We start from the raw sequence: 18,423 nt of genomic DNA on the forward strand, positions 1-18,423 counted from the left end.
AAGACGGGGGAATTAGCATGGGTAAACAGGGAAATCAACATTCATTTTTACGTACGATCATTTTAGTTTCTACGTTTGGTGGACTGCTTTTTGGATATGATACAGGAGTTATTAACGGGGCCCTGCCTTATATGTCTGAATCTGATCAATTGAATCTCAACTCTTTTACTCAAGGTCTTGTAACGAGCGCTCTGTTATTTGGTGCTGCGTTTGGTGCGGTAGTAGGCGGCAGGCTAGCAGATTATAACGGGCGTCGTAAAACGATTCTGTATCTTGCCATTCTATTTTTTGTTTCCACAATTGGATGTACAATTTCGCCAAACGCAGCCGTTATGATTCTTTGCCGTTTTCTATTAGGACTTGCTGTAGGGGGAGCATCTGTTACCGTACCGACATATTTAGCAGAAATGTCACCAGCTGAAAGCCGGGGGAAAATGGTAACTCAAAATGAACTTATGATTGTTACTGGTCAACTTCTTGCCTTTACGTTTAACGCGATTATAGGAAATATGCTAGGAGAAAACCCTCACGTTTGGCGATATATGCTGCCAATCGCTGCTATTCCAGCTGTCTTTTTATTCTTTGGCATGCTTAGAGTACCAGAAAGTCCGCGCTGGCTTGTGTCAAAAGGGAAAAATAACGAAGCGCTAACGGTTCTTCAAAAGATACGAGAAAGTAAAAGAGCCAAATCAGAGCTGCAGGAGATTGAGAGCGCTTACGAGCAAGAAGCAAAAATGGAAAAAGCAACGTTTAAAGACTTAACAACTCCGTGGGTTCGAAGAGTCGTTTTCCTTGGTATTGGAATTGCTGTCGTACAGCAAATTACCGGCGTAAACTCTATCATGTATTACGGCACTGAAATTTTAAAAGACGCAGGTTTTCAAACAGAAGCTGCTCTTATTGGAAATATCGGAAATGGAGTCATCTCCGTTTTAGCCACGTTTGTAGGGATTTGGCTGCTAGGTAAAGTTGGACGCAGACCAATGCTCATAACGGGATTGGTAGGAACGACTACTGCCCTGCTGCTGATTGGTATATTTTCTCTTGTATTTGAAGGGTCCGCGGCACTTCCATATATCGTATTAGCCCTAACGATCACGTTCCTCGCATTTCAGCAAGGAGCTATATCTCCGGTAACGTGGCTAATGCTTTCAGAAATTTTCCCTTTACGATTAAGAGGCTTAGGGATGGGGGTTACCGTATTTTGTCTGTGGGGAATTAACTTCCTTGTAGGGTTAACGTTTCCCGTTTTACTATCCAGCATTGGCTTATCCACTACGTTTTTTGTTTTTGTTGTACTCGGAATCGGAGCGATTTTATTTGTTAAAAAGTTTTTACCGGAAACAAAAGGGCTCACGCTTGAAGAACTGGAGCAAAGGTTCCGCAGCTATGATAACGAAGACGCTGACGTCATAAATGACAATAAAATTATTTAAGTAAAGAATGGAGAGAATCATTATGAAACTATGTTTTAACGAAGCAACAACATTAGAAAATTCAAATCTTGTAAAGGACCTTGAATATTGCAACAAGCACGGATATGATTATATCGAAATTCGCACAATGGATAAACTCCCTGAGTATTTAGAAAGTCACTCAATGGATGATTTAGCGCAGTTTTTTAATACAAATCATATTAAACCGCTAGCGCTGAACGCTTTAGTTTTCTTTAATAATCGCAGTGAAGAAGAATACCAGGAAGTGATAGAAGAGTTTAAGGGCATGCTGGAAAACGCTCAAAAGATAGGCGCTCAGTATATCGTAGCCGTTCCTTTAGTAACAGAACAAAAAATCGTAAAAGCAGAGATTAAAAATAGCTGCGTACAAGTGCTGAATGAATTATCGGAATTGGCTGAACCTTACGGAGTTAAAATCGCCGTTGAGTTTGTAGGTCATCCTCAGTGTACGGTTAATACGTTTGGTCAAGCTTATGATATTGTTCAAGCTGTAAACCGCGATAACGTAGGCTTAGTACTTGACTGCTTCCACTTCCATGCGATGGGCTCAAAGTTAGAAGACTTAAAACAAGCGGATGTTTCCAAAATATTTATCGTTCATATTGATGACACGGAAGATTTTCCGATTGGCTTCTTAACAGATGAAGACCGAGTATGGCCAGGTCTAGGAGCGATGGATTTAGACGCTATTTTCTCAACATTAAAAGAAAAAGGCTATAATGACGCGGTATCTGTAGAGCTATTCCGGCCTGAATATTATCAATTAAGCGCGGAGGAAGCAATTAAGACGGCTAAAGAGACAACCGTTAAGGCTATCTCGGAATACTACAGCTTTCAAACAACAAAATCATATTCATGATAAGGAGTGTCAGTCGGTGACGTTAGTATCTTCAAAACTAGTATCAATGAAAGATATGCTTCAAGCAGCTAAAAAAGGAAACTATGCGGTTGGTCAGTATAATATTAACAGCCTGCAGTGGGCACAGGCTATTTTACAAGCTGCCGAAGAGGAAAAAGCGCCTGTCATTGCAGCTGTTTCAGACAGGCTTGTGGACTATTTAGGAGGATTTAAAACCATTGTAGGAATGATCGAAGGGTTGTTAGAGAAAATGAACATTACCGTTCCAGTTGCCCTTCACTTAGACCATGGTATGAGCGTAGAAAGATGCAAAAAAGCTATCGACGCTGGATTTAGCTCGGTCATGTTTGACGGTTCTCATTATCCAATTGATAAAAATATTTCCATGACTAAGCAAGTAGTAGACTATGCTGCTGCTCAGTATGTCTCCGTTGAAGCCGAAGTTGGAACAGTCGGAGGGATGGAAGACGGACTTGTTGGCAACATCGTGTACGCTGATCCCGCTGAATGTCTGCGTCTTGTAAAAGAAACGGGAGTCGATGCTTTAGCGGCTGCTTTAGGTTCAGTTCACGGACAGTACCAAGGCGAACCGCAGCTGGGTTTTGATGAAATGAAAGAAATAGCTGATTTAACAGATGTGCCGCTGGTTTTACACGGCGGTTCCGGTATACCAAACTATCAAATTCAAAAAGCAATCGCTCTTGGACACGCGAAAATTAATGTGAACACCGAGTGCCTTCAGGCCTGGACGCGTGCGGTTCGTCAAACGTTGGAAAGGGACAGTGACGTGTATGATCCCCGAACCATTCTTACACCGGGAAAAAAAGCGGTGATGGCGACTGTAAAAGAGAAAATGAGAGAGTTTCATACAAGTCATAAAGCTTAATAAAAAAGAGGCTGGAATAAAAGCATTACAGTTGAAGCAAGATCCGAACGATGAATGGAGATTCTTGATAGAAAATCCAGCTCGTTCGGATTTTTTCTTTGGTAGGGTTTTAATCCATTGAGTTGCTTCTAGCTGATGATTGGAGGGCAAGGCGAAGACTCCTGCGGAATGCGAAGTCTTGCATGGAAATCAACAGCGGTGTAACAAACGATCCCTACTAGCTTATGTATCTAACTTGTTTGCTTTTAGCTGGAATTGATGTAGTCATGTCTCAGTCTCTCTTTGTTTTAACAGTTACACTTCTAGAAAATGCCTTTTGTAAAGGTTATAATAGTAAGTAACAAAAAAGCGAAAAGAAAGGTAAACGGGGGAGGTAGAAATGTTAAAAACGAAGCGAATTCAACAAATTCAAGAGTATGTTTTTGAACATGAATCTGTCTCATTAGATGATTTGGTTTCAGTGTTTGAAGTCTCCAAAAACACGATTCGACGCGACGTTCAAAAGTTAGTGGATGAAGGGCATATAAAAAAAGTATATGGCGGCGTAGCTGTTAACCATGTGAAGCTTGAATCATTTAATGAAAGACAAACAAGAAATCAGTTTCAAAAGCGTTTGATTGCCAAAACGGCAGCTCAGTATGTAGAAGACGGAGACGTGATCTTTATTGATTCAGGAACCACTACGTTAGAAATGATTGAACTTCTAAAAGACAAATCGATCACGATTGTTACCAATAGTTTAGATGTTATAGTAAAAGCCTTGCCTTTTGATGCGTTAAAAGTAATTTCTACAGGCGGCTATCTTGAACGTGAAACTCAATCATTTTCAAGCTTTAACCATGCCAATCCCGTAAAGAATTACAACTTTGATAAAGTATTTATGGCTTCTACGGGTATTTCCATATCAAATGGCGTTACCAATTCATCGCCCGTTGAAAGTGAAATCAAAGAAACGGTCATAAAAAGAAGTACAAAAGTGTTTTTATTAGCAGATCATACGAAATTCGATAAGTATGCAATGATTACGTATTGTCAATTGCATGAAGTGGATTATTTAATTACAGATAAAGTGGACGTCAGCTATCAGCACTATGCAAAAGAAAATGAGATTACACTTATCCTCGCGGAAGAATAAGTGTTTTTGAGTGATTATACATATGCTTAGACTTAGAGCCAGTAGGCATACAAAAGAAGTATGCCTTATCTTTTTTCTTCACATCGCTCTCTAGAGGAGCGCGATGTGAAGAAAAAGATAAACTAACAAAATTTTTAAAAAAGTATTTACAAAGTAAACTGAATATTATAAACTAGGTTCATAGATAAGAAAGCGCTTTTAAAATCAGATGAAATCGATTTCATTAAACGAAGCTACATGTATAATAAAATTGGTTTTACAGGTAAGACAGAGTATGGAAAAATGATAGGAAAGTTAAGGATGGAGCTTGAAAAATATTTTTTTAACACCAAATGAAATCGATTTCATTTAAAAGTGGAATTTATGATGAATTTTCGAGCTTTTCTCCATCTTTAAGCGTTAAAAAGTGCAGGGGATGAAAGTATTTGTCTCATCGCTAAATAGCAGCTGAAACAAAGGAAAGAGCTAGGAAGTAAAAGGATAGAAACTCATTTATTACACCAAATGAAATCGATTTCATTTAAAAATGTGAAAAAAGGGTAGAAAAATCAATCTGATGGTGATTAATTTCAGAAGATAAGGTAGGAAGGTATATGAAAACGATAAGGTTAACAACTAGTCAAGCTTTAGTAAAATTTCTAAATCAGCAATATGTAGAGTTTGATGGGAAAAAAGAGCGTTTCATCAAAGGAGTATTCACCATTTTTGGACATGGAAATGTGGTGGGGATCGGGCAAGCGCTGCAAGAAAACCCAGGCGAGCTTGAAGTGTATCAAGGCAGAAACGAGCAGGGGATGGCTCATGCTGCAGTAGCTTTTGCAAAACAAAAACATCGAAAGCAAATCATGGCCTGCTCTTCTTCCGTTGGCCCAGGTTCAGCGAATATGGTTACATCGGCTGCGACAGCTACTGCAAACAATATTCCGGTGCTGCTTTTGCCAAGCGATGTGTTTGCAACACGCCAGCCGGACCCGGTACTTCAACAAATTGAACAAACGCACGATTTATCTCTTTCTACAAATGATGCTTTCCGGTCCGTCAGCAAGTACTGGGATCGAGTCAGCCGTCCAGAACAGCTGATGTCGGCTATGATCAATGCGATGCGTGTATTAATAGATCCGGCAGATACAGGAGCCGTTACAATCGCGCTGCCGCAGGATGTACAAGGGGAAGCGTGGGATTTTCCAGAAAGCTTCTTCCGCGAGCGTACCCATCTTATTGAACGCCGCGAGCCTTCGCAAGAAAGTATCAGAAATGCAGTGAAGCTGATTAAATCAAAGAAAAAGCCTCTTCTTATTTTTGGCGGCGGCGTTCGTTATTCAGAGGCTGCGGATGCATTTGCTGCATTTGCTGAAAAGTTTCATATTCCATTTAGTGAAACACAAGCTGGAAAAAGCGGGCTTGAAAGCAATCATCCTTTAAATCTAGGAGGAGTTGGCGTAACGGGTAACAGCGCTGCTAATAAAATAGCGCAATCAGCGGATTTAATTATTGGCGTCGGTACACGTTTTACAGATTTTACGACTTCTTCAAAGCTGTTTTACGCTGAGACGGATGTATTAACCATTAACATTTCTGAATTTCACGCATCAAAATTGGAGGCTACTAAAATTGTCGCGGATGCCAAAGTGGGTCTTAAAGCTCTTTCGTCTGCATTAGAAGGCTATAAATCAGGCTATGAAACTGAAATTGAAGAAGCCAAATCAGAGTGGAATCAAGAGCTGACTCGTCTAAAAAATATAGCATACACAGGCGAAGAATTTATTCCAGAAATTAAAGGGCATTTTGATCACAGCCTGTCGGAGTATAAAGATAGCCTAAGCACCGAACTTGTCCAAACGACTGTGCTTGGTAAAGTAAATGAACTAATTGCACCTGATTCTATTATTACATGTGCAGCGGGAAGCCTCCCGGGTGACCTTCAGCGCATGTGGATCTCAAATGAACGTAATACGTATCACCTTGAATACGGATATTCATGTATGGGCTATGAAATTGCATCTGCTTTGGGCGCTAAGATGGCTGAGCCGGATAAAGAAGTGTATGCGATGGTAGGAGACGGAAGCTACTTAATGCTTCATAGTGAGCTGGTAACGAGCATTCAAGAAGGAGTTAAAATAAATATTGTTCTTTTTGATAATTCCGGCTTTGGCTGCATCAACAACTTGCAGATGGATAATGGAATTGAAAGCTTCGGCACAGAGTTCCGCGTTCGTAACCTGCGAACGGGGCAGCTTGATGGAGATATTATGCGCATCAACTTTGCTCAATCTGCAGCTGCGTACGGTGCCAAAACATACGAAGTGTATACAATGGAAGAGCTTGAATATGCCATTGAAGATTCAAAAAAACAAAGTGTTAGTACACTGATTGACATTAAAGTTCTTCCAAAAACAATGACGGACGGCTACGATTCTTGGTGGCATGTAGGAGTAGCAGCCGTATCTGAAAGCTCAGATGTTCAAACGGCGTTTGAAGGCAAAGAAAGCCAGTTGCAAAAAGCAAGAAAATATTAATCTTTTAAAAAGCTAGAATATCCAGTTTGCTTGATTAAAGAGTGTCCCTAGCATAAACCGTTAAAAAACAAGAAATAGAAAGGTGTGGAAAAGAATGGCTGATTTAATCGTACCGACAAGAACAGCTGACAGTGATAGAAACGTACTAAGCATCACCCCACAATCTGCGGGATGGGAGTACATTGGCTTTGAAGTTTACTCATTAAAAAAAGGTCAAACACTTAAAAAGAACACGGAAAATCAAGAGGTTTGTATTGTAATCTTGACCGGTAAGTCCAACGCTTCTACGAAAGAAGAAAAATGGGAAAACATCGGACAGCGAATGAATATCTTTGAAAAAATCCCTCCGTACTCCATATATGTATCGAATGATGATTACTATGAAGTAGAAGCTGTAACCGACTTGGAAATTGCGGTATGCGCAGCGCCTGGAAAAGGTACATACCCTGCTCGTTTAATTGCACCGCAGGATGTGGGCGTAGAGCATCGCGGAGCAGGAAATATCGCGAGACAAGTCCATAACATTCTTCCAGAACAAAAGCCGGCCGATAGTCTGCTGGTAGTGGAAGTGTTTACGCCGGAAGGAAACTGGTCAAGCTATCCTCCTCATAAGCACGATCAAGACAACTTGCCGCATGAATCGTATTTAGAGGAAACGTATTACCATAAAGTCAATCCAGGACATGGATTTGCGATTCAACGAGTATATACGGACGATCAATCTCTAGATGAAACAATGGTCATTAAAGATGGAGATGCAGTCTTAGTTCCTAAAGGCTATCACCCGGTATCTGCGCCTCCAGGTTATGAAGTTTATTATTTAAACGTCATGGCTGGTCCTGTTCGAACATGGAAATTTAATAATAGCAAAGATCATGAATGGATTATGGAAGAAAAATTAGCATTAAAGTAAGGAGACGACGTGAGTATGAGTTATTTAACATTTGATTCACAAAAGCGATTTGACCTTCTTGCAGTAGGAAGGCTTTGCATCGACTTAAATGCAAATGAATTTAATCGCCCGATGGAAGAAACGATGACGTTTACAAAATACGTAGGAGGATCTCCTGCTAATATCGCTATTGGTCTTTCTAGGCTTGGAATGAAGACAGGCTTTATTGGAAAAGTGTCAAACGATCAAATGGGCCGCTTCAGCACTAGATATTTAAACCAAAATAACATTAACACAGAAGGCATTGTAGTTGATCAAACAGGAGCCGTAACGGGGCTGGCCTTTACTGAAATTAAAAGTCCTGAAGAGTGCAGCATCCTGATGTACCGTGATAATGTGGCAGACTTAAAGCTCCATCCAACAGAAGTTTCTGAAGAGTATATTAAGCAATCAAAAGCGCTGCTTATCTCTGGAACTGCTCTTGCTAAAAGTCCTTCAAGAGAAGCCGTGTTTCTTGCTCTTGAATATGCGAGAAAACATAGCGTAGTTGTATTCTTTGATGTCGACTACCGCCCGTATACGTGGGAATCAGAAGCTGAGACTGCCGTCTACTATAATTTAGCCGCAGAAAAATCAGACGTGATTATCGGTACGCGAGAAGAATTCGATATGATGGAAAAGCTTTTAAATTATGAAGAATCAAATGACCAAGTTACAGCTGAACGATGGTTTTCTCATCACGCTAAGATTGTTGTCATCAAGCACGGAGGGGAAGGCTCAATTGCTTATACAAAAGACGGCCAGTCTCATCGAGGAGGCATCTTTAAAACAAAAGTGCTTAAAACATTTGGAGCTGGCGACTCCTACGCATCTGCTTTTATCTACGGGTTAATGCAAGGGTTTACAATTCCTGAAGCGATGAGATTTGGCGGTGCTTCTGCTTCCATCGTTATATCAAAACACAGTTCTTCAGATGCAATGCCAACGGTAGAAAAAATTAAGCAGTTTATGGAAACAGCTGAAGAAGTACTGCAGCAAGCATAATCAAAAATTGAGAGGAGAATGAACATGACACAAACAACAGTAAAAACAGTAAAAAACTATATTGGCGGCGAATGGGTGGATTCATCTACAAGTCTGACAGAACCAGTTTATAATCCTGCAACGGGTGAAGTCATTGCAGAGGTTCCTCTTTCCACAAAAGCAGATGTAGATCAAGCGGTACAAGCTGCGAATGAAGCCTTCAAAGGATGGGCAAAAACTGCGGTGCCAAAACGTGCGCGTATTCTATTTAAATATCAGCAGCTATTAGTAGATAACTGGGACGAGTTAGCGAAACTTGTGACACTTGAAAACGGAAAAAGCTTTAATGAAGCGCGCGGAGAAGTACAGCGCGGAATTGAATGCGTAGAATTCGCAGCCGGTGCTCCTACGTTAATGATGGGTAAACAGCTTCCTGATATTGCAACGGGCATTGAGTCTGGCATGTATCGTTATCCAATTGGTGTTATTGGCGGGATCACGCCGTTCAACTTCCCGATGATGGTTCCTTGCTGGATGTTCCCTCTGGCAATTGCTTGCGGTAATACATTTGTATTAAAGCCGTCTGAGCGCACGCCGCTTTTAGCAGCAAGATTAGTAGAATTATTTGAAGAAGCTGGATTGCCAAAAGGCGTATTAAACATTGTAAACGGCGCGCATGATGTGGTAAATGGCCTTCTTGAACATAAATTAGTGAAAGCAATTTCGTTTGTAGGTTCACAGCCAGTAGCTGAATATGTGTATAAAAAAGGCACAGAAAACTTAAAGCGTGTTCAAGCATTAGCGGGTGCTAAAAACCACTCAATCGTATTAAACGATGCAGATTTAAACGTAGCAACAAAACAAATTATCGGAGCTGCTTTCGGTTCAGCAGGTGAACGCTGTATGGCAGCATCTGTCGTAACGGTGCAAGAAGGAGTGGCAGATGAATTAATTTCACGACTTGTTCAAGAGTCAAACAACATCGTCATTGGAAACGGATTAGAAAAAGATGTTTTCTTAGGGCCAGTGATTCGTGAAAACCATAAAGAACGTACGCTTAGCTATATTGAATCTGGCGTAGAAGAAGGAGCTCGCTTAGTTCGTGACGGCCGTGAAGATCATGCGGTAAAAGAGAACGGCTATTTTGTGGGACCCACTATTTTTGATAACGTTACACAAGAAATGAAAATCTGGCAAGACGAAATCTTTGCACCGGTGCTTTCTATCGTGCGTGTAAAAACGTTAGAAGAAGCCATTGATGTTGCCAATAACTCCCGATTCGCAAACGGAGCTTGCATCTATACAGACAGCGGCGCAAGCGTACGTGAATTCCGTGAAAATATTGAGTCAGGCATGCTAGGAGTGAACGTAGGGGTGCCCGCACCTATGGCGTTCTTCCCATTCTCAGGCTGGAAAGACTCTTTCTACGGCGATCTTCATGCCAACGGCACGGACGGCGTAGAGTTTTACACAAGAAAGAAAATGGTTACGGCACGCTACTAAGAATTCACTTATCGTACTATGGGATACTAGCGACATTTGCTAGTACCCCGTAGTACAATCGTATAAAAAAATAAAAGTCGTTTTTTTCGCAGTAACAAAATGGAAGTGATTAGTTGAGTGCTATAAGTACCGTCAAAGATAAGTATCTTTTTGCAGCCGTTTCATTTATCTTTTGGTTCTCGCAGTTTATTTACGTACCTATTTTGTCTCCTTATATGGAAGGGCTAGGAGGCAAGTATGCCTTTATTGGTTTAGTGTTAAGCAGCTATGGACTCATGCAGCTATTATGTCGCCTTCCGCTCGGGATCTTTTCAGACTTTGTGAAAATGAGAAAACCTTTTGTTATCTTTGGTATGATAGCCAGCATGTCAAGCTGCCTGCTATTTTCGTTGACCGATAGCTTAATAGGGGTGTTTATATCACGCTGCTTGGCTGGGTTGGCAGCGGCAACATGGGTTGCCTTTACGATTTTATATTCAAGCTACTTTGAACGTGAAAAAACGACTCGTGCTATGAATATCATTTCGTTTATAGTAGTTTTGGCTCAGCTTTTGGGTATGAGTTTAAGCGGTTACATTGTAAGTGAGTGGGGATGGCATGCTCCGTTTTGGATAGGAACAATCTTGAGTGTAATAGGCACTATTCTTTCTCTTTTCATTTACGAGCCCAAAGAGAACGTAAAGAGATCGCCTATAAAGCTTAAAGAATTAATGAGCGTAATAAAAGAGCCGTCGCTATTAAAAATTTCGCTGCTGTCTATTCTAGCACACAGCATTATTTTCACGACCATGTTTGGTTTTACTCCTGCGTACGCATTAAGCGCAGGATTTAAAGAGAGCGAGCTGAGTTTGATTGTCTTTTCCTTTATGATCCCTCATGCAGCTGCTCCTCTTATTATGGAAAAGCTATTTGTTTGGCGCTTTGGAAAATGGAGCATCTTGAAGGCCGCCTTTTTTCTGGCTGCATTCTTTACATGTATGATTCCTATGACAGAAAATAAACTGTTGCTTTGTGTCATTCAAAGTTTGAACGGGTTTTCATTAGGATTAGTATTTCCCCTTATGTTAGGAATGTCTATTGAAAAAATAGGTGCAGAAAAAAGAGCTACGGCGATGGGAGGCTACCAAGCGCTGTATGCGTTAGGGATATTCGGAGGTCCTTTTGCTGCAGGAATATTAAATTCTTGGATGGGACTTAAAACATGCTTCTTTTTTGCAGCAGCCTTAGGGTTAACCGCTACTGCTTTTGCAGCGGCATGGGATAAGAAAGAAGCGTCATATAAAGTTTTTAAAGCAAAATAAAACGTATGGAAGCAAGCATCTATTTCTATTTTTAAAGCTCACATATTAAAGGAGGCCATAGATTATGGTGTTAAAAATTGGTGTTATTGGAACAGGAGCAATCGGACAAGATCATATTAGAAGAATTACAAATACGTTATCAGGCGGAAAAATCGTTGCGGTTACGGATGTAAACCAAGAACAAGCAAAAGCTGTGGTAAAAAATCAAAGCTTGGATGCCGTTATTTACGATGATGGACATGAGTTAATTAAATCAGAAGATGTAGATGCAGTTGTTGTTACTTCTTGGGGACCAACGCATGAGGAATTTGTGCTAGCAGCCATTCAAGCCGGAAAACCTGTATTTTGCGAAAAGCCGCTTGCTACAACGGCAGAAGGCTGCAAAAGAATCGTTGACGCTGAAATTACACACGGCAAGCCGTTGGTGCAAGTTGGCTATATGCGCCGCTATGACACAGGGTATCGCGCTTTAAAGAAAGTGATTGAAAGCGGGCAAATTGGTGAAGCATTAATGGTTCACTGCGCACACAGAAATCCTACGGTACCTGATACATATACAGGCGATATGTCAATCGTTGATACGTTCATCCATGAAATTGACGTTTTGCGCTGGTTATTAAATGACGATTATGTATCTGTTCAAATTGTGGCACCGCGAAAAACGAGCAAGGCGCTTGAACATTTGCAAGATCCAATCATGGTGCTACTTGAAACAAAGCAAGGCGTTCGAATTGATGCTGAGGTTTTTGTAAACTGCCAGTACGGCTATGATATTCAATGTCAAGTAGTAGGAGAAACAGGAATCGCTAATTTACCTGAGCCTTCAAGCGTCGTGTTACGCAGTGAAGCAAAAAAATCTACTGAGATTTTAGTAGATTGGAAAGATCGATTCATTGACTCTTACGATACAGAGCTGCAAGACTGGATTGATTCAACGCTTAAAGGCGAAGTAAATGGACCAACTGCTTGGGACGGTTATGTTGCGGCCGTTACTTCAGATGCTTGCTTAGAAGCAAAAAAATTAGGAAATATTGTTCCAATTTCGTTAGGCGAGCGTCCTAATTTCTATCATAAAACGTTAACCGCAGCAGGCAAAATGTAAGCGTAGGAACGTTCTGTTTATGAAACAGCTTACTCATGGATCACATTAAAATACTGGGGGATGGGCACGTCTAGTGTGCATAAAAGAAAGGGGAGCTTTAAATTGCGTTTAGCATATGATCCGTCACATTACCGTGATAATACAAGTTTAAAAGATACGATTGATACAGTTGCAAGATTAGGTTATGAATACGTAGAGTTATCTCCGCGCAAAGATTTTATTTGGTTTTATGAATACCCAAAAGTTGATAAACAGCGTATAAAAGACTTAAAAAGATACTGTGCCGATGCTGGGGTGAAAATTTCTTCTGTACTTCCGGTGCAGCAGTGGTCTTCACCAAATGAGCAGGAGCGCGAAGCGGCAGTAAGGAACTGGAAGCGTACAATTGAAATTACTTCTGAGCTGGAAGTAGATTTAATGAACAGTGAATTCAGCGGCGACAAAAGCCGACCTGTTGAAAGCGAAGCGGCTTTTGTTAAATCGATGGAAGAGCTGATGCCGATTTTTGAAAAAGAAGGAATTAAGCTTAATCTCCAATCGCATCCAAATGATTTTATCGAGTTAAACACAGAAGCTATTGCAATGATTCGTGCGCTGGACAAAGACTGGATTAAATTAGTTTATTCTGTTCCTCACGCTTTCTTTTATGATGATGGCATTGGCGATGTAGCAAAGCATATTGATGAAGCAGGTGATTTGCTTGCACACGTTCTGATTGCCGATACGCTGAACCATAAAGCAGCGTTTGGACTTCGCTATATTGTAAACCCGCCTGATGCAAAGGTAACGATTCACCAGCATTTAAATCCTGGTGAAGGAGAAATCGATTTTGACGCACTGTATCGCAAATTAAGAGAAATTAAATTTGACGGCATCGTAACAAACTCTGTATTTGCCTACCCTGATCGACCAGAATGGTCAAACGAAGTAACGTTAAAGTCAATTACAGAAGGATTAAAGATTAAAGAAGGTCTAAACATTTAACGTGATCTACTGAAGTGATGCGAAGCATAAAAAGATATGTTTTGCATCACTTTTCATGGTTTATGCTTGAAAGAAGATCAGAACTTGTGGGCATAGCTAGTTTAAAATAGCCTTAATTGTTCTATTCGGCCCCCATCATGATGATAAAGAGAGGCTTTATTATGCTAGTAATGTATAATAAAGATAGATGCAAAACGGATAGAACTTTTTATTATAAAATGTTAATTACTACAGATAAAGGTGAGTGAACGTATGTCAGTTAAAATGAGTGATGTGGCCAAACTAGCTAATGTAGCTCCAGCTACTGTCTCGCGAGTTCTTAGTCAGCCCCACCTAGTAAGCAAAGAAACGCAGGAAAAAGTTTTAAAAGCCATTGAAGAATTAAATTATCAGCCCCATATCATCGCAAGACAGTTCAGAAAAAAAGAAACAAAAACCATTTTAGTAGTGGTTCCTGATATTACCCACCCGTTTTTTTCTGAAGTTCTTAAAGGAATTCAGCATACGGCCATCAAAAGCGGCTACCGAGTGATTTTAGGAGATACAGAAAATGACATTGAGCGAGAAGGAGAATTTGTTGATTTATTATTCCAAAAGCAAGCGGATGGCATGATTCTTCTAACAGCCCGCATGGATAAAGACAGAATTGAACAAGTCTCCAGACAGTTCCCTACGGTTCTTGCGTGCGAATATATTGATGGCTTAGATATTTCTACCGTATCTATTGATAATATTAGCGGCGCGCGAAAAATAACGGAGCATTTAATCAGCCTTGGGCATACCAAAATTGCGCATATCACTGGTCCTATGAATGTTATCTTAAGCCGTGATCGATTAAAAGGGTACCGCCAAGCGATGATTAGTCACGATCTACCCGTGGATTCCGCTTTTATTCAAGAAGGGGATTTTAGCTTAGAGTCCGGTTATCATCAAATGATTCGACTATTATCGTTAGAACAACGCCCAACTTCCGTATTTGTCTTTAACGATGAAATGGCGATTGGAGCGATAAAAGCCGCAAAAGACAGTGGCTTAAAAGTGCCTGAAGATATAGCTGTAGTAGGGTTTGATAACTCAAAAATGTCGGATATCATTGAACCTCATATTACAACGATTGAGCAGCCTAAATATGAAATTGGAAAAAAAGCGATGGAATTACTGCTTGGATTAATGAGCGGAAAAACGTTAGAACAAAAAAAGTTTGTATTAAAAGATGAACTAATCGTAAGAGAGTCTTGCGGAAGTAAATCTACGGTGAAAAATTTTATACAACTTGAAGGCCCAGCTAAGAAAATTAACTAGTGCTGTTTAAATGCTATGCTATGAGTTTTTTTGCTGAGAAGTAAACAAGAGAGAGCATCATTTTTGTCTTCTCTTGTTTACAGCAAAGCGGAAGGAATAATCTGATAAAAAAGAGAAGGTGGCTTTAGTGAGAATTACGGGAACGGTATTCAAAAAAAGAATATATCCAAAGCATCACTATAAAAGAATGGATCACCTGTCTTTTTTAGAGGTGAAAGATACCATCTCCTTTGATGGCGATGTGCTGAAAATTCTTCCTGTTCTTAGTCAAAAATCAATGGAATGCTGGAATATCGGAGATGAAATTGATGTGGAAGGTGAAATGAAGTACATTCGCATCATTACTTCATTAGGAAAACTCAGCCTTCTGCCCGTCCCTGTGTTTATCGTAAAAACAATTAAAGAAATAAAACCTTCTCCGATAACTAGTTAAGCTGTCAGACATAAAACGGTTGGTCATCGTCATCAATCATGATCATATTTTAACGGGGTTTAAATTCTGAAATTTCTTATAAATTATAGGTTCCTTCAGATAAGAAGGAGGTGGAGCATGTGGCAGCTAATCTTATCGCGGGGAAAATTTCTTTAAATGAACGTGTCCATCGTACACAAGGAAACGGAATGTCTTTTCATGTTCATTATTGGGGAGTTATGCCCAAGCACTATGATAATGTCCCTCATAAACATTCTTTCTTTGAGGTGTGTTACGTACTTGAAGGACAAGGAACTTATATAGACGACGGGCGTACCTATCCGGTAAAAGAAAATACAATATTCCTTTCAAGGCCCGGGGTATTACACCATATAAAAAGTGACAATGGCCTTTTTCTTTTGTATGTAGGGTTTGAACTGATTGAATCAGAATCAACTGAAAAGTGGATCACACTAATAGAAGAAGCTAAACGATGTTCTGAAGTAGTAATAGATATAAAAGAAGATGGAACTGCTCCGTTCATTTGGAAGTCTCTTTTGAATCATGCCGCAAAAGGAGAAGATGCCTTTTTTGAAGAAATACTGACAAATTTAGCTCATTCTCTTCTTCTTTCGCTTATAAATACGTTTGTTTTGCCTTTAAATTCCCATCATCAGAAAGCTGTTCAAAAGACATCTTCTTTAACCCTTAATCTTGCAAAATTATATATTAAAGATAATCTAGCCAATTCTATTAAACTTACGGATACAGCGACTCATTTACATCTATCTGGCCGTCATCTGTCTCGTCTATTTAAAACTGAATTAGGTGTCAGCTACTCGGAATATGTACAAAATGAAAGAATTCAAAGAGCTGCAATACTGCTCAAAACAACAGATTTATCCATTAGCGATATTGCTCAAGAAACAGGGTTTCCAAACGTTCACTACTTTACCCGTATTTTTACTGCTTCGATGCGCAGCTCACCAGGACGTTTTCGTACTCTATATACAAAATTAAAAACAACTGCATATAAAGATTAGTCAACTCTTCTTTGCTTACATGTGTCCCCAGCAAAGGAGAGTTATTTTTATGGAATAAAATTAATGAGGATTCAAACATGTCCTCAAAAGATAAAAAGCAGTCTTTTTAAAACAAAGACGATTAAGATCCAAGATTATATAATAACAGCTATACTTTATTAAAGTTAAATAAAAGCGTTTACAATCTCTGTTTTTAGCTTGTTGAGATTAAAATCTGTAGACGGTGTTTTAGGAGGAGAAGACAATGAAATTATCTTACGTAACAGACAGTTTAGGACATTTGCCTTTTGAAGAAATGTTAGATGTAATAAAAGAGATGGGGGTTGATACGATCGAAATGACCACAGGGGGTTGGTCGTCAGCACCTCATTTGAGACTAGATGAATTAGTAGAAAGTAATGATAAAAGAAGTGAATTTTTACATGCATTAGAAAAGCGTAACATCAAACTTTGTGCGTTAAACTGTTCTGGAAATCCTTTAGATCCAGGTGAACTGGGAAGAGAACATCGGGAAGTAACGGATAAAACTTTTGAACTGGCAAAATTATTAGGTGTAAAGAAAGTAATCATGATGAGCGGATTACCAGCCGGAAGTCCTGAAGACAAGATTCCAAACTGGATTACGTATACGGTAAGCTGGCCACCAGTGTTAAAAGAGATTTTAGATTATCAATGGAATGAAGTAGCCATCCCCTACTGGAAAGAGCTCGTTAAGAAAGCTGAAGCCTGCGGTATCGAAAAAATCGCTCTTGAAAACTTCAGCTCTCAATTAGTCTATAATCCTGAAACGTTATTTAAACTTCGTAATGCTGTAGGACCTATCGTAGGGTTAAATTTAGATCCAAGCCACTTAATTTGGATGGGAGCGGATCCTATTTTGTCAGCTAGAGAATTAGGAGCAGCCATTCATCATGTTCATGGAAAAGACGTGCGCCTTGAGAGACATCTATCAGGAGTGAACGGAGTAATGGAAACAAAAGAAGTGACGAATGTCGCAAATAGAGCCTGGAATTACGTAGCCGTAGGCTGTGGTCAAGATTTCCAGTGGTGGAAAGAGTTTTTCTCTGTTGTTAAGATGATGGGCTATGATGAAGAAGTTTCTTTAGAAATGGAAGATTTAACAATGTCAGTTGAAGCAGGGGTTCGAACTTCAGTTGAGGCATTAAAACAAACGCTTAGCTTTTAATTTAAAGGAATTTCTACGCTCTAACCAGAAAAACAATATATATCATTTTCTGGAGGAATACGATGAAAGAGCTAAAAAGGTTAGAACCGCTGCAAGCAGCTACACAATTTATTTCTAAGCATTATCCTAATTGTCAGGGGGCATTACTTGCCGGAAGCGTAGTCAGAGGCGAAGCTACACATAGGTCCGACCTTGATCTTGTTATTTTTGATGATAGCTTTACCTCTTCTTTTAGGGAGTCATTCATTGAATGTGGATGGGCCATTGAAGTTTTTGCTCATAATCTGACTTCATACCAAGCCTTTTTTAAAAGCGACTGTAAAAGGGCTAGACCTTCACTGCCAAGAATGGTTTCCGAGGGAATTATTTTAGCGGATAAAGGAGTAGTGCAGTCTATAAAAAAAGAAGCTGCACAATTACTTGAAAAAGGCCCGGAAAAATGGTCGGAAGAGACGATTAAACTAAAAAGGTATTTTATAAGCGATGCCTTGGATGATTTAATTGGTTCTGCAAATACAGGTGAATCACTTTTTATTGCCAATACGCTCGCTTACATAACGCACGAATTTGTGTTAAGAACAAACGGTCATTGGATCGGGGATTCTAAATGGATTGTACGGTCTTTGAATAACTACAACGAAGGCTTTAGTGAAGAGTTTGTGGAGGCATTCGAAATCTTTTATAAAACAGGGAATAAAGATAAAGTAATTCAACTGGTGGATAAAGTGTTAGCACCACATGGAGGCCGGCTGTTTGAAGGGTTTTCACTGGGGAAATAGAGGTTGAATCAGTAGCCTTGTTAGAACCCCACTATTAGTTTTT

General features: G+C 39.8%; 16 protein-coding genes. All 16 read left to right on the forward strand.

All coding sequences use genetic code 11. The features are described 5' to 3' along the window. Window positions 1–17: 17 nt before the first annotated feature. The 16 genes from ACH0CI_RS06900 (at window position 18) to ACH0CI_RS06975 (ending at window position 18,380) form a co-directional block, all read left to right on the forward strand. A complete protein-coding gene (locus ACH0CI_RS06900) occupies window positions 18–1,436 on the forward strand; it encodes a sugar porter family MFS transporter (RefSeq protein ID WP_025750858.1) in 1,419 nt (472 codons plus the stop codon). A 22-nt stretch (window positions 1,437–1,458) separates the two neighbouring features. Beyond that, window positions 1,459–2,316 (forward strand): 2-keto-myo-inositol isomerase, encoded by an 858-nt coding sequence (iolI, locus tag ACH0CI_RS06905; protein ID WP_406901111.1) that lies wholly within the window; start codon window positions 1,459–1,461, stop codon window positions 2,314–2,316. 46 nt (window positions 2,317–2,362) lie between these two features. Next, entirely contained in the window at window positions 2,363–3,202 is an 840-nt protein-coding gene (fba, locus tag ACH0CI_RS06910) for a class II fructose-1,6-bisphosphate aldolase (RefSeq protein WP_406901379.1), read from the forward strand. A gap of 379 nt (window positions 3,203–3,581) precedes the next feature. After that, window positions 3,582–4,337 carry a DeoR/GlpR family DNA-binding transcription regulator gene (locus ACH0CI_RS06915; RefSeq protein ID WP_146274056.1) on the forward strand — a complete coding sequence of 252 codons (756 nt, stop codon included), beginning with the start codon at window positions 3,582–3,584 and terminating at the stop codon, window positions 4,335–4,337. Window positions 4,338–4,930: 593 nt separating this feature from the next. Then, window positions 4,931–6,853 carry a 3D-(3,5/4)-trihydroxycyclohexane-1,2-dione acylhydrolase (decyclizing) gene (iolD, locus tag ACH0CI_RS06920; RefSeq protein WP_406901112.1) on the forward strand — a complete coding sequence of 641 codons (1,923 nt, stop codon included), beginning with the start codon at window positions 4,931–4,933 and terminating at the stop codon, window positions 6,851–6,853. A gap of 94 nt (window positions 6,854–6,947) precedes the next feature. Beyond that, window positions 6,948–7,766 (forward strand): 5-deoxy-glucuronate isomerase, encoded by an 819-nt coding sequence (iolB, locus tag ACH0CI_RS06925; RefSeq protein ID WP_406901113.1) that lies wholly within the window; start codon window positions 6,948–6,950, stop codon window positions 7,764–7,766. A gap of 15 nt (window positions 7,767–7,781) precedes the next feature. Then, window positions 7,782–8,789 (forward strand): 5-dehydro-2-deoxygluconokinase, encoded by a 1,008-nt coding sequence (iolC, locus tag ACH0CI_RS06930; RefSeq protein ID WP_406901114.1) that lies wholly within the window; start codon window positions 7,782–7,784, stop codon window positions 8,787–8,789. Window positions 8,790–8,813: 24 nt separating this feature from the next. Then, window positions 8,814–10,271, forward strand: coding sequence for a CoA-acylating methylmalonate-semialdehyde dehydrogenase (locus tag ACH0CI_RS06935; protein WP_088567568.1), 1,458 nt, complete (start codon window positions 8,814–8,816; stop codon window positions 10,269–10,271). A gap of 113 nt (window positions 10,272–10,384) precedes the next feature. After that, on the forward strand, window positions 10,385–11,572 hold the full coding sequence (locus ACH0CI_RS06940; protein WP_406901115.1) for an MFS transporter: 1,188 nt from the start codon (window positions 10,385–10,387) through the stop codon (window positions 11,570–11,572). 64 nt (window positions 11,573–11,636) lie between these two features. Beyond that, complete coding sequence (iolG, locus tag ACH0CI_RS06945) at window positions 11,637–12,674, forward strand: bifunctional inositol 2-dehydrogenase/D-chiro-inositol 1-dehydrogenase (protein WP_406901116.1); 1,038 nt, start codon at window positions 11,637–11,639, stop codon at window positions 12,672–12,674. Between the two features lie 102 nt (window positions 12,675–12,776). Continuing rightward, on the forward strand, window positions 12,777–13,658 hold the full coding sequence (locus tag ACH0CI_RS06950) for a sugar phosphate isomerase/epimerase family protein (protein ID WP_057244191.1): 882 nt from the start codon (window positions 12,777–12,779) through the stop codon (window positions 13,656–13,658). Window positions 13,659–13,910: 252 nt separating this feature from the next. Continuing rightward, window positions 13,911–14,960, forward strand: coding sequence for a LacI family DNA-binding transcriptional regulator (locus ACH0CI_RS06955; protein WP_114896154.1), 1,050 nt, complete (start codon window positions 13,911–13,913; stop codon window positions 14,958–14,960). A gap of 127 nt (window positions 14,961–15,087) precedes the next feature. After that, on the forward strand, window positions 15,088–15,393 hold the full coding sequence (locus ACH0CI_RS06960; protein ID WP_071272452.1) for a hypothetical protein: 306 nt from the start codon (window positions 15,088–15,090) through the stop codon (window positions 15,391–15,393). Window positions 15,394–15,512: 119 nt separating this feature from the next. Further along, window positions 15,513–16,415, forward strand: coding sequence for an AraC family transcriptional regulator (locus tag ACH0CI_RS06965; RefSeq protein WP_114896152.1), 903 nt, complete (start codon window positions 15,513–15,515; stop codon window positions 16,413–16,415). 244 nt (window positions 16,416–16,659) lie between these two features. After that, on the forward strand, window positions 16,660–17,601 hold the full coding sequence (locus tag ACH0CI_RS06970) for a sugar phosphate isomerase/epimerase family protein (RefSeq protein WP_406901117.1): 942 nt from the start codon (window positions 16,660–16,662) through the stop codon (window positions 17,599–17,601). A 62-nt stretch (window positions 17,602–17,663) separates the two neighbouring features. Continuing rightward, window positions 17,664–18,380, forward strand: coding sequence for a nucleotidyltransferase domain-containing protein (locus ACH0CI_RS06975; RefSeq protein WP_406901118.1), 717 nt, complete (start codon window positions 17,664–17,666; stop codon window positions 18,378–18,380). Window positions 18,381–18,423 lie beyond the last annotated feature (43 nt).

It is taken from the genome of Priestia sp. 179-F W1.4 NHS (assembly GCF_045369295.1).
In the GTDB taxonomy this organism is placed as follows: domain Bacteria; phylum Bacillota; class Bacilli; order Bacillales; family Bacillaceae_H; genus Priestia; species Priestia zanthoxyli.

Coding starts and splice junctions, on each gene's coding strand:
- ACH0CI_RS06900 (WP_025750858.1), top strand. CDS start 18: ATGGGTAAACAGGGAAATCAACATTCATTTTTACGTACGATCATTTTA.
- iolI (WP_406901111.1), top strand. CDS start 1,459: ATGAAACTATGTTTTAACGAAGCAACAACATTAGAAAATTCAAATCTT.
- fba (WP_406901379.1), top strand. CDS start 2,363: ATGAAAGATATGCTTCAAGCAGCTAAAAAAGGAAACTATGCGGTTGGT.
- ACH0CI_RS06915 (WP_146274056.1), top strand. CDS start 3,582: ATGTTAAAAACGAAGCGAATTCAACAAATTCAAGAGTATGTTTTTGAA.
- iolD (WP_406901112.1), top strand. CDS start 4,931: ATGAAAACGATAAGGTTAACAACTAGTCAAGCTTTAGTAAAATTTCTA.
- iolB (WP_406901113.1), top strand. CDS start 6,948: ATGGCTGATTTAATCGTACCGACAAGAACAGCTGACAGTGATAGAAAC.
- iolC (WP_406901114.1), top strand. CDS start 7,782: ATGAGTTATTTAACATTTGATTCACAAAAGCGATTTGACCTTCTTGCA.
- ACH0CI_RS06935 (WP_088567568.1), top strand. CDS start 8,814: ATGACACAAACAACAGTAAAAACAGTAAAAAACTATATTGGCGGCGAA.
- iolG (WP_406901116.1), top strand. CDS start 11,637: ATGGTGTTAAAAATTGGTGTTATTGGAACAGGAGCAATCGGACAAGAT.
- ACH0CI_RS06955 (WP_114896154.1), top strand. CDS start 13,911: ATGTCAGTTAAAATGAGTGATGTGGCCAAACTAGCTAATGTAGCTCCA.
- ACH0CI_RS06970 (WP_406901117.1), top strand. CDS start 16,660: ATGAAATTATCTTACGTAACAGACAGTTTAGGACATTTGCCTTTTGAA.
- ACH0CI_RS06975 (WP_406901118.1), top strand. CDS start 17,664: ATGAAAGAGCTAAAAAGGTTAGAACCGCTGCAAGCAGCTACACAATTT.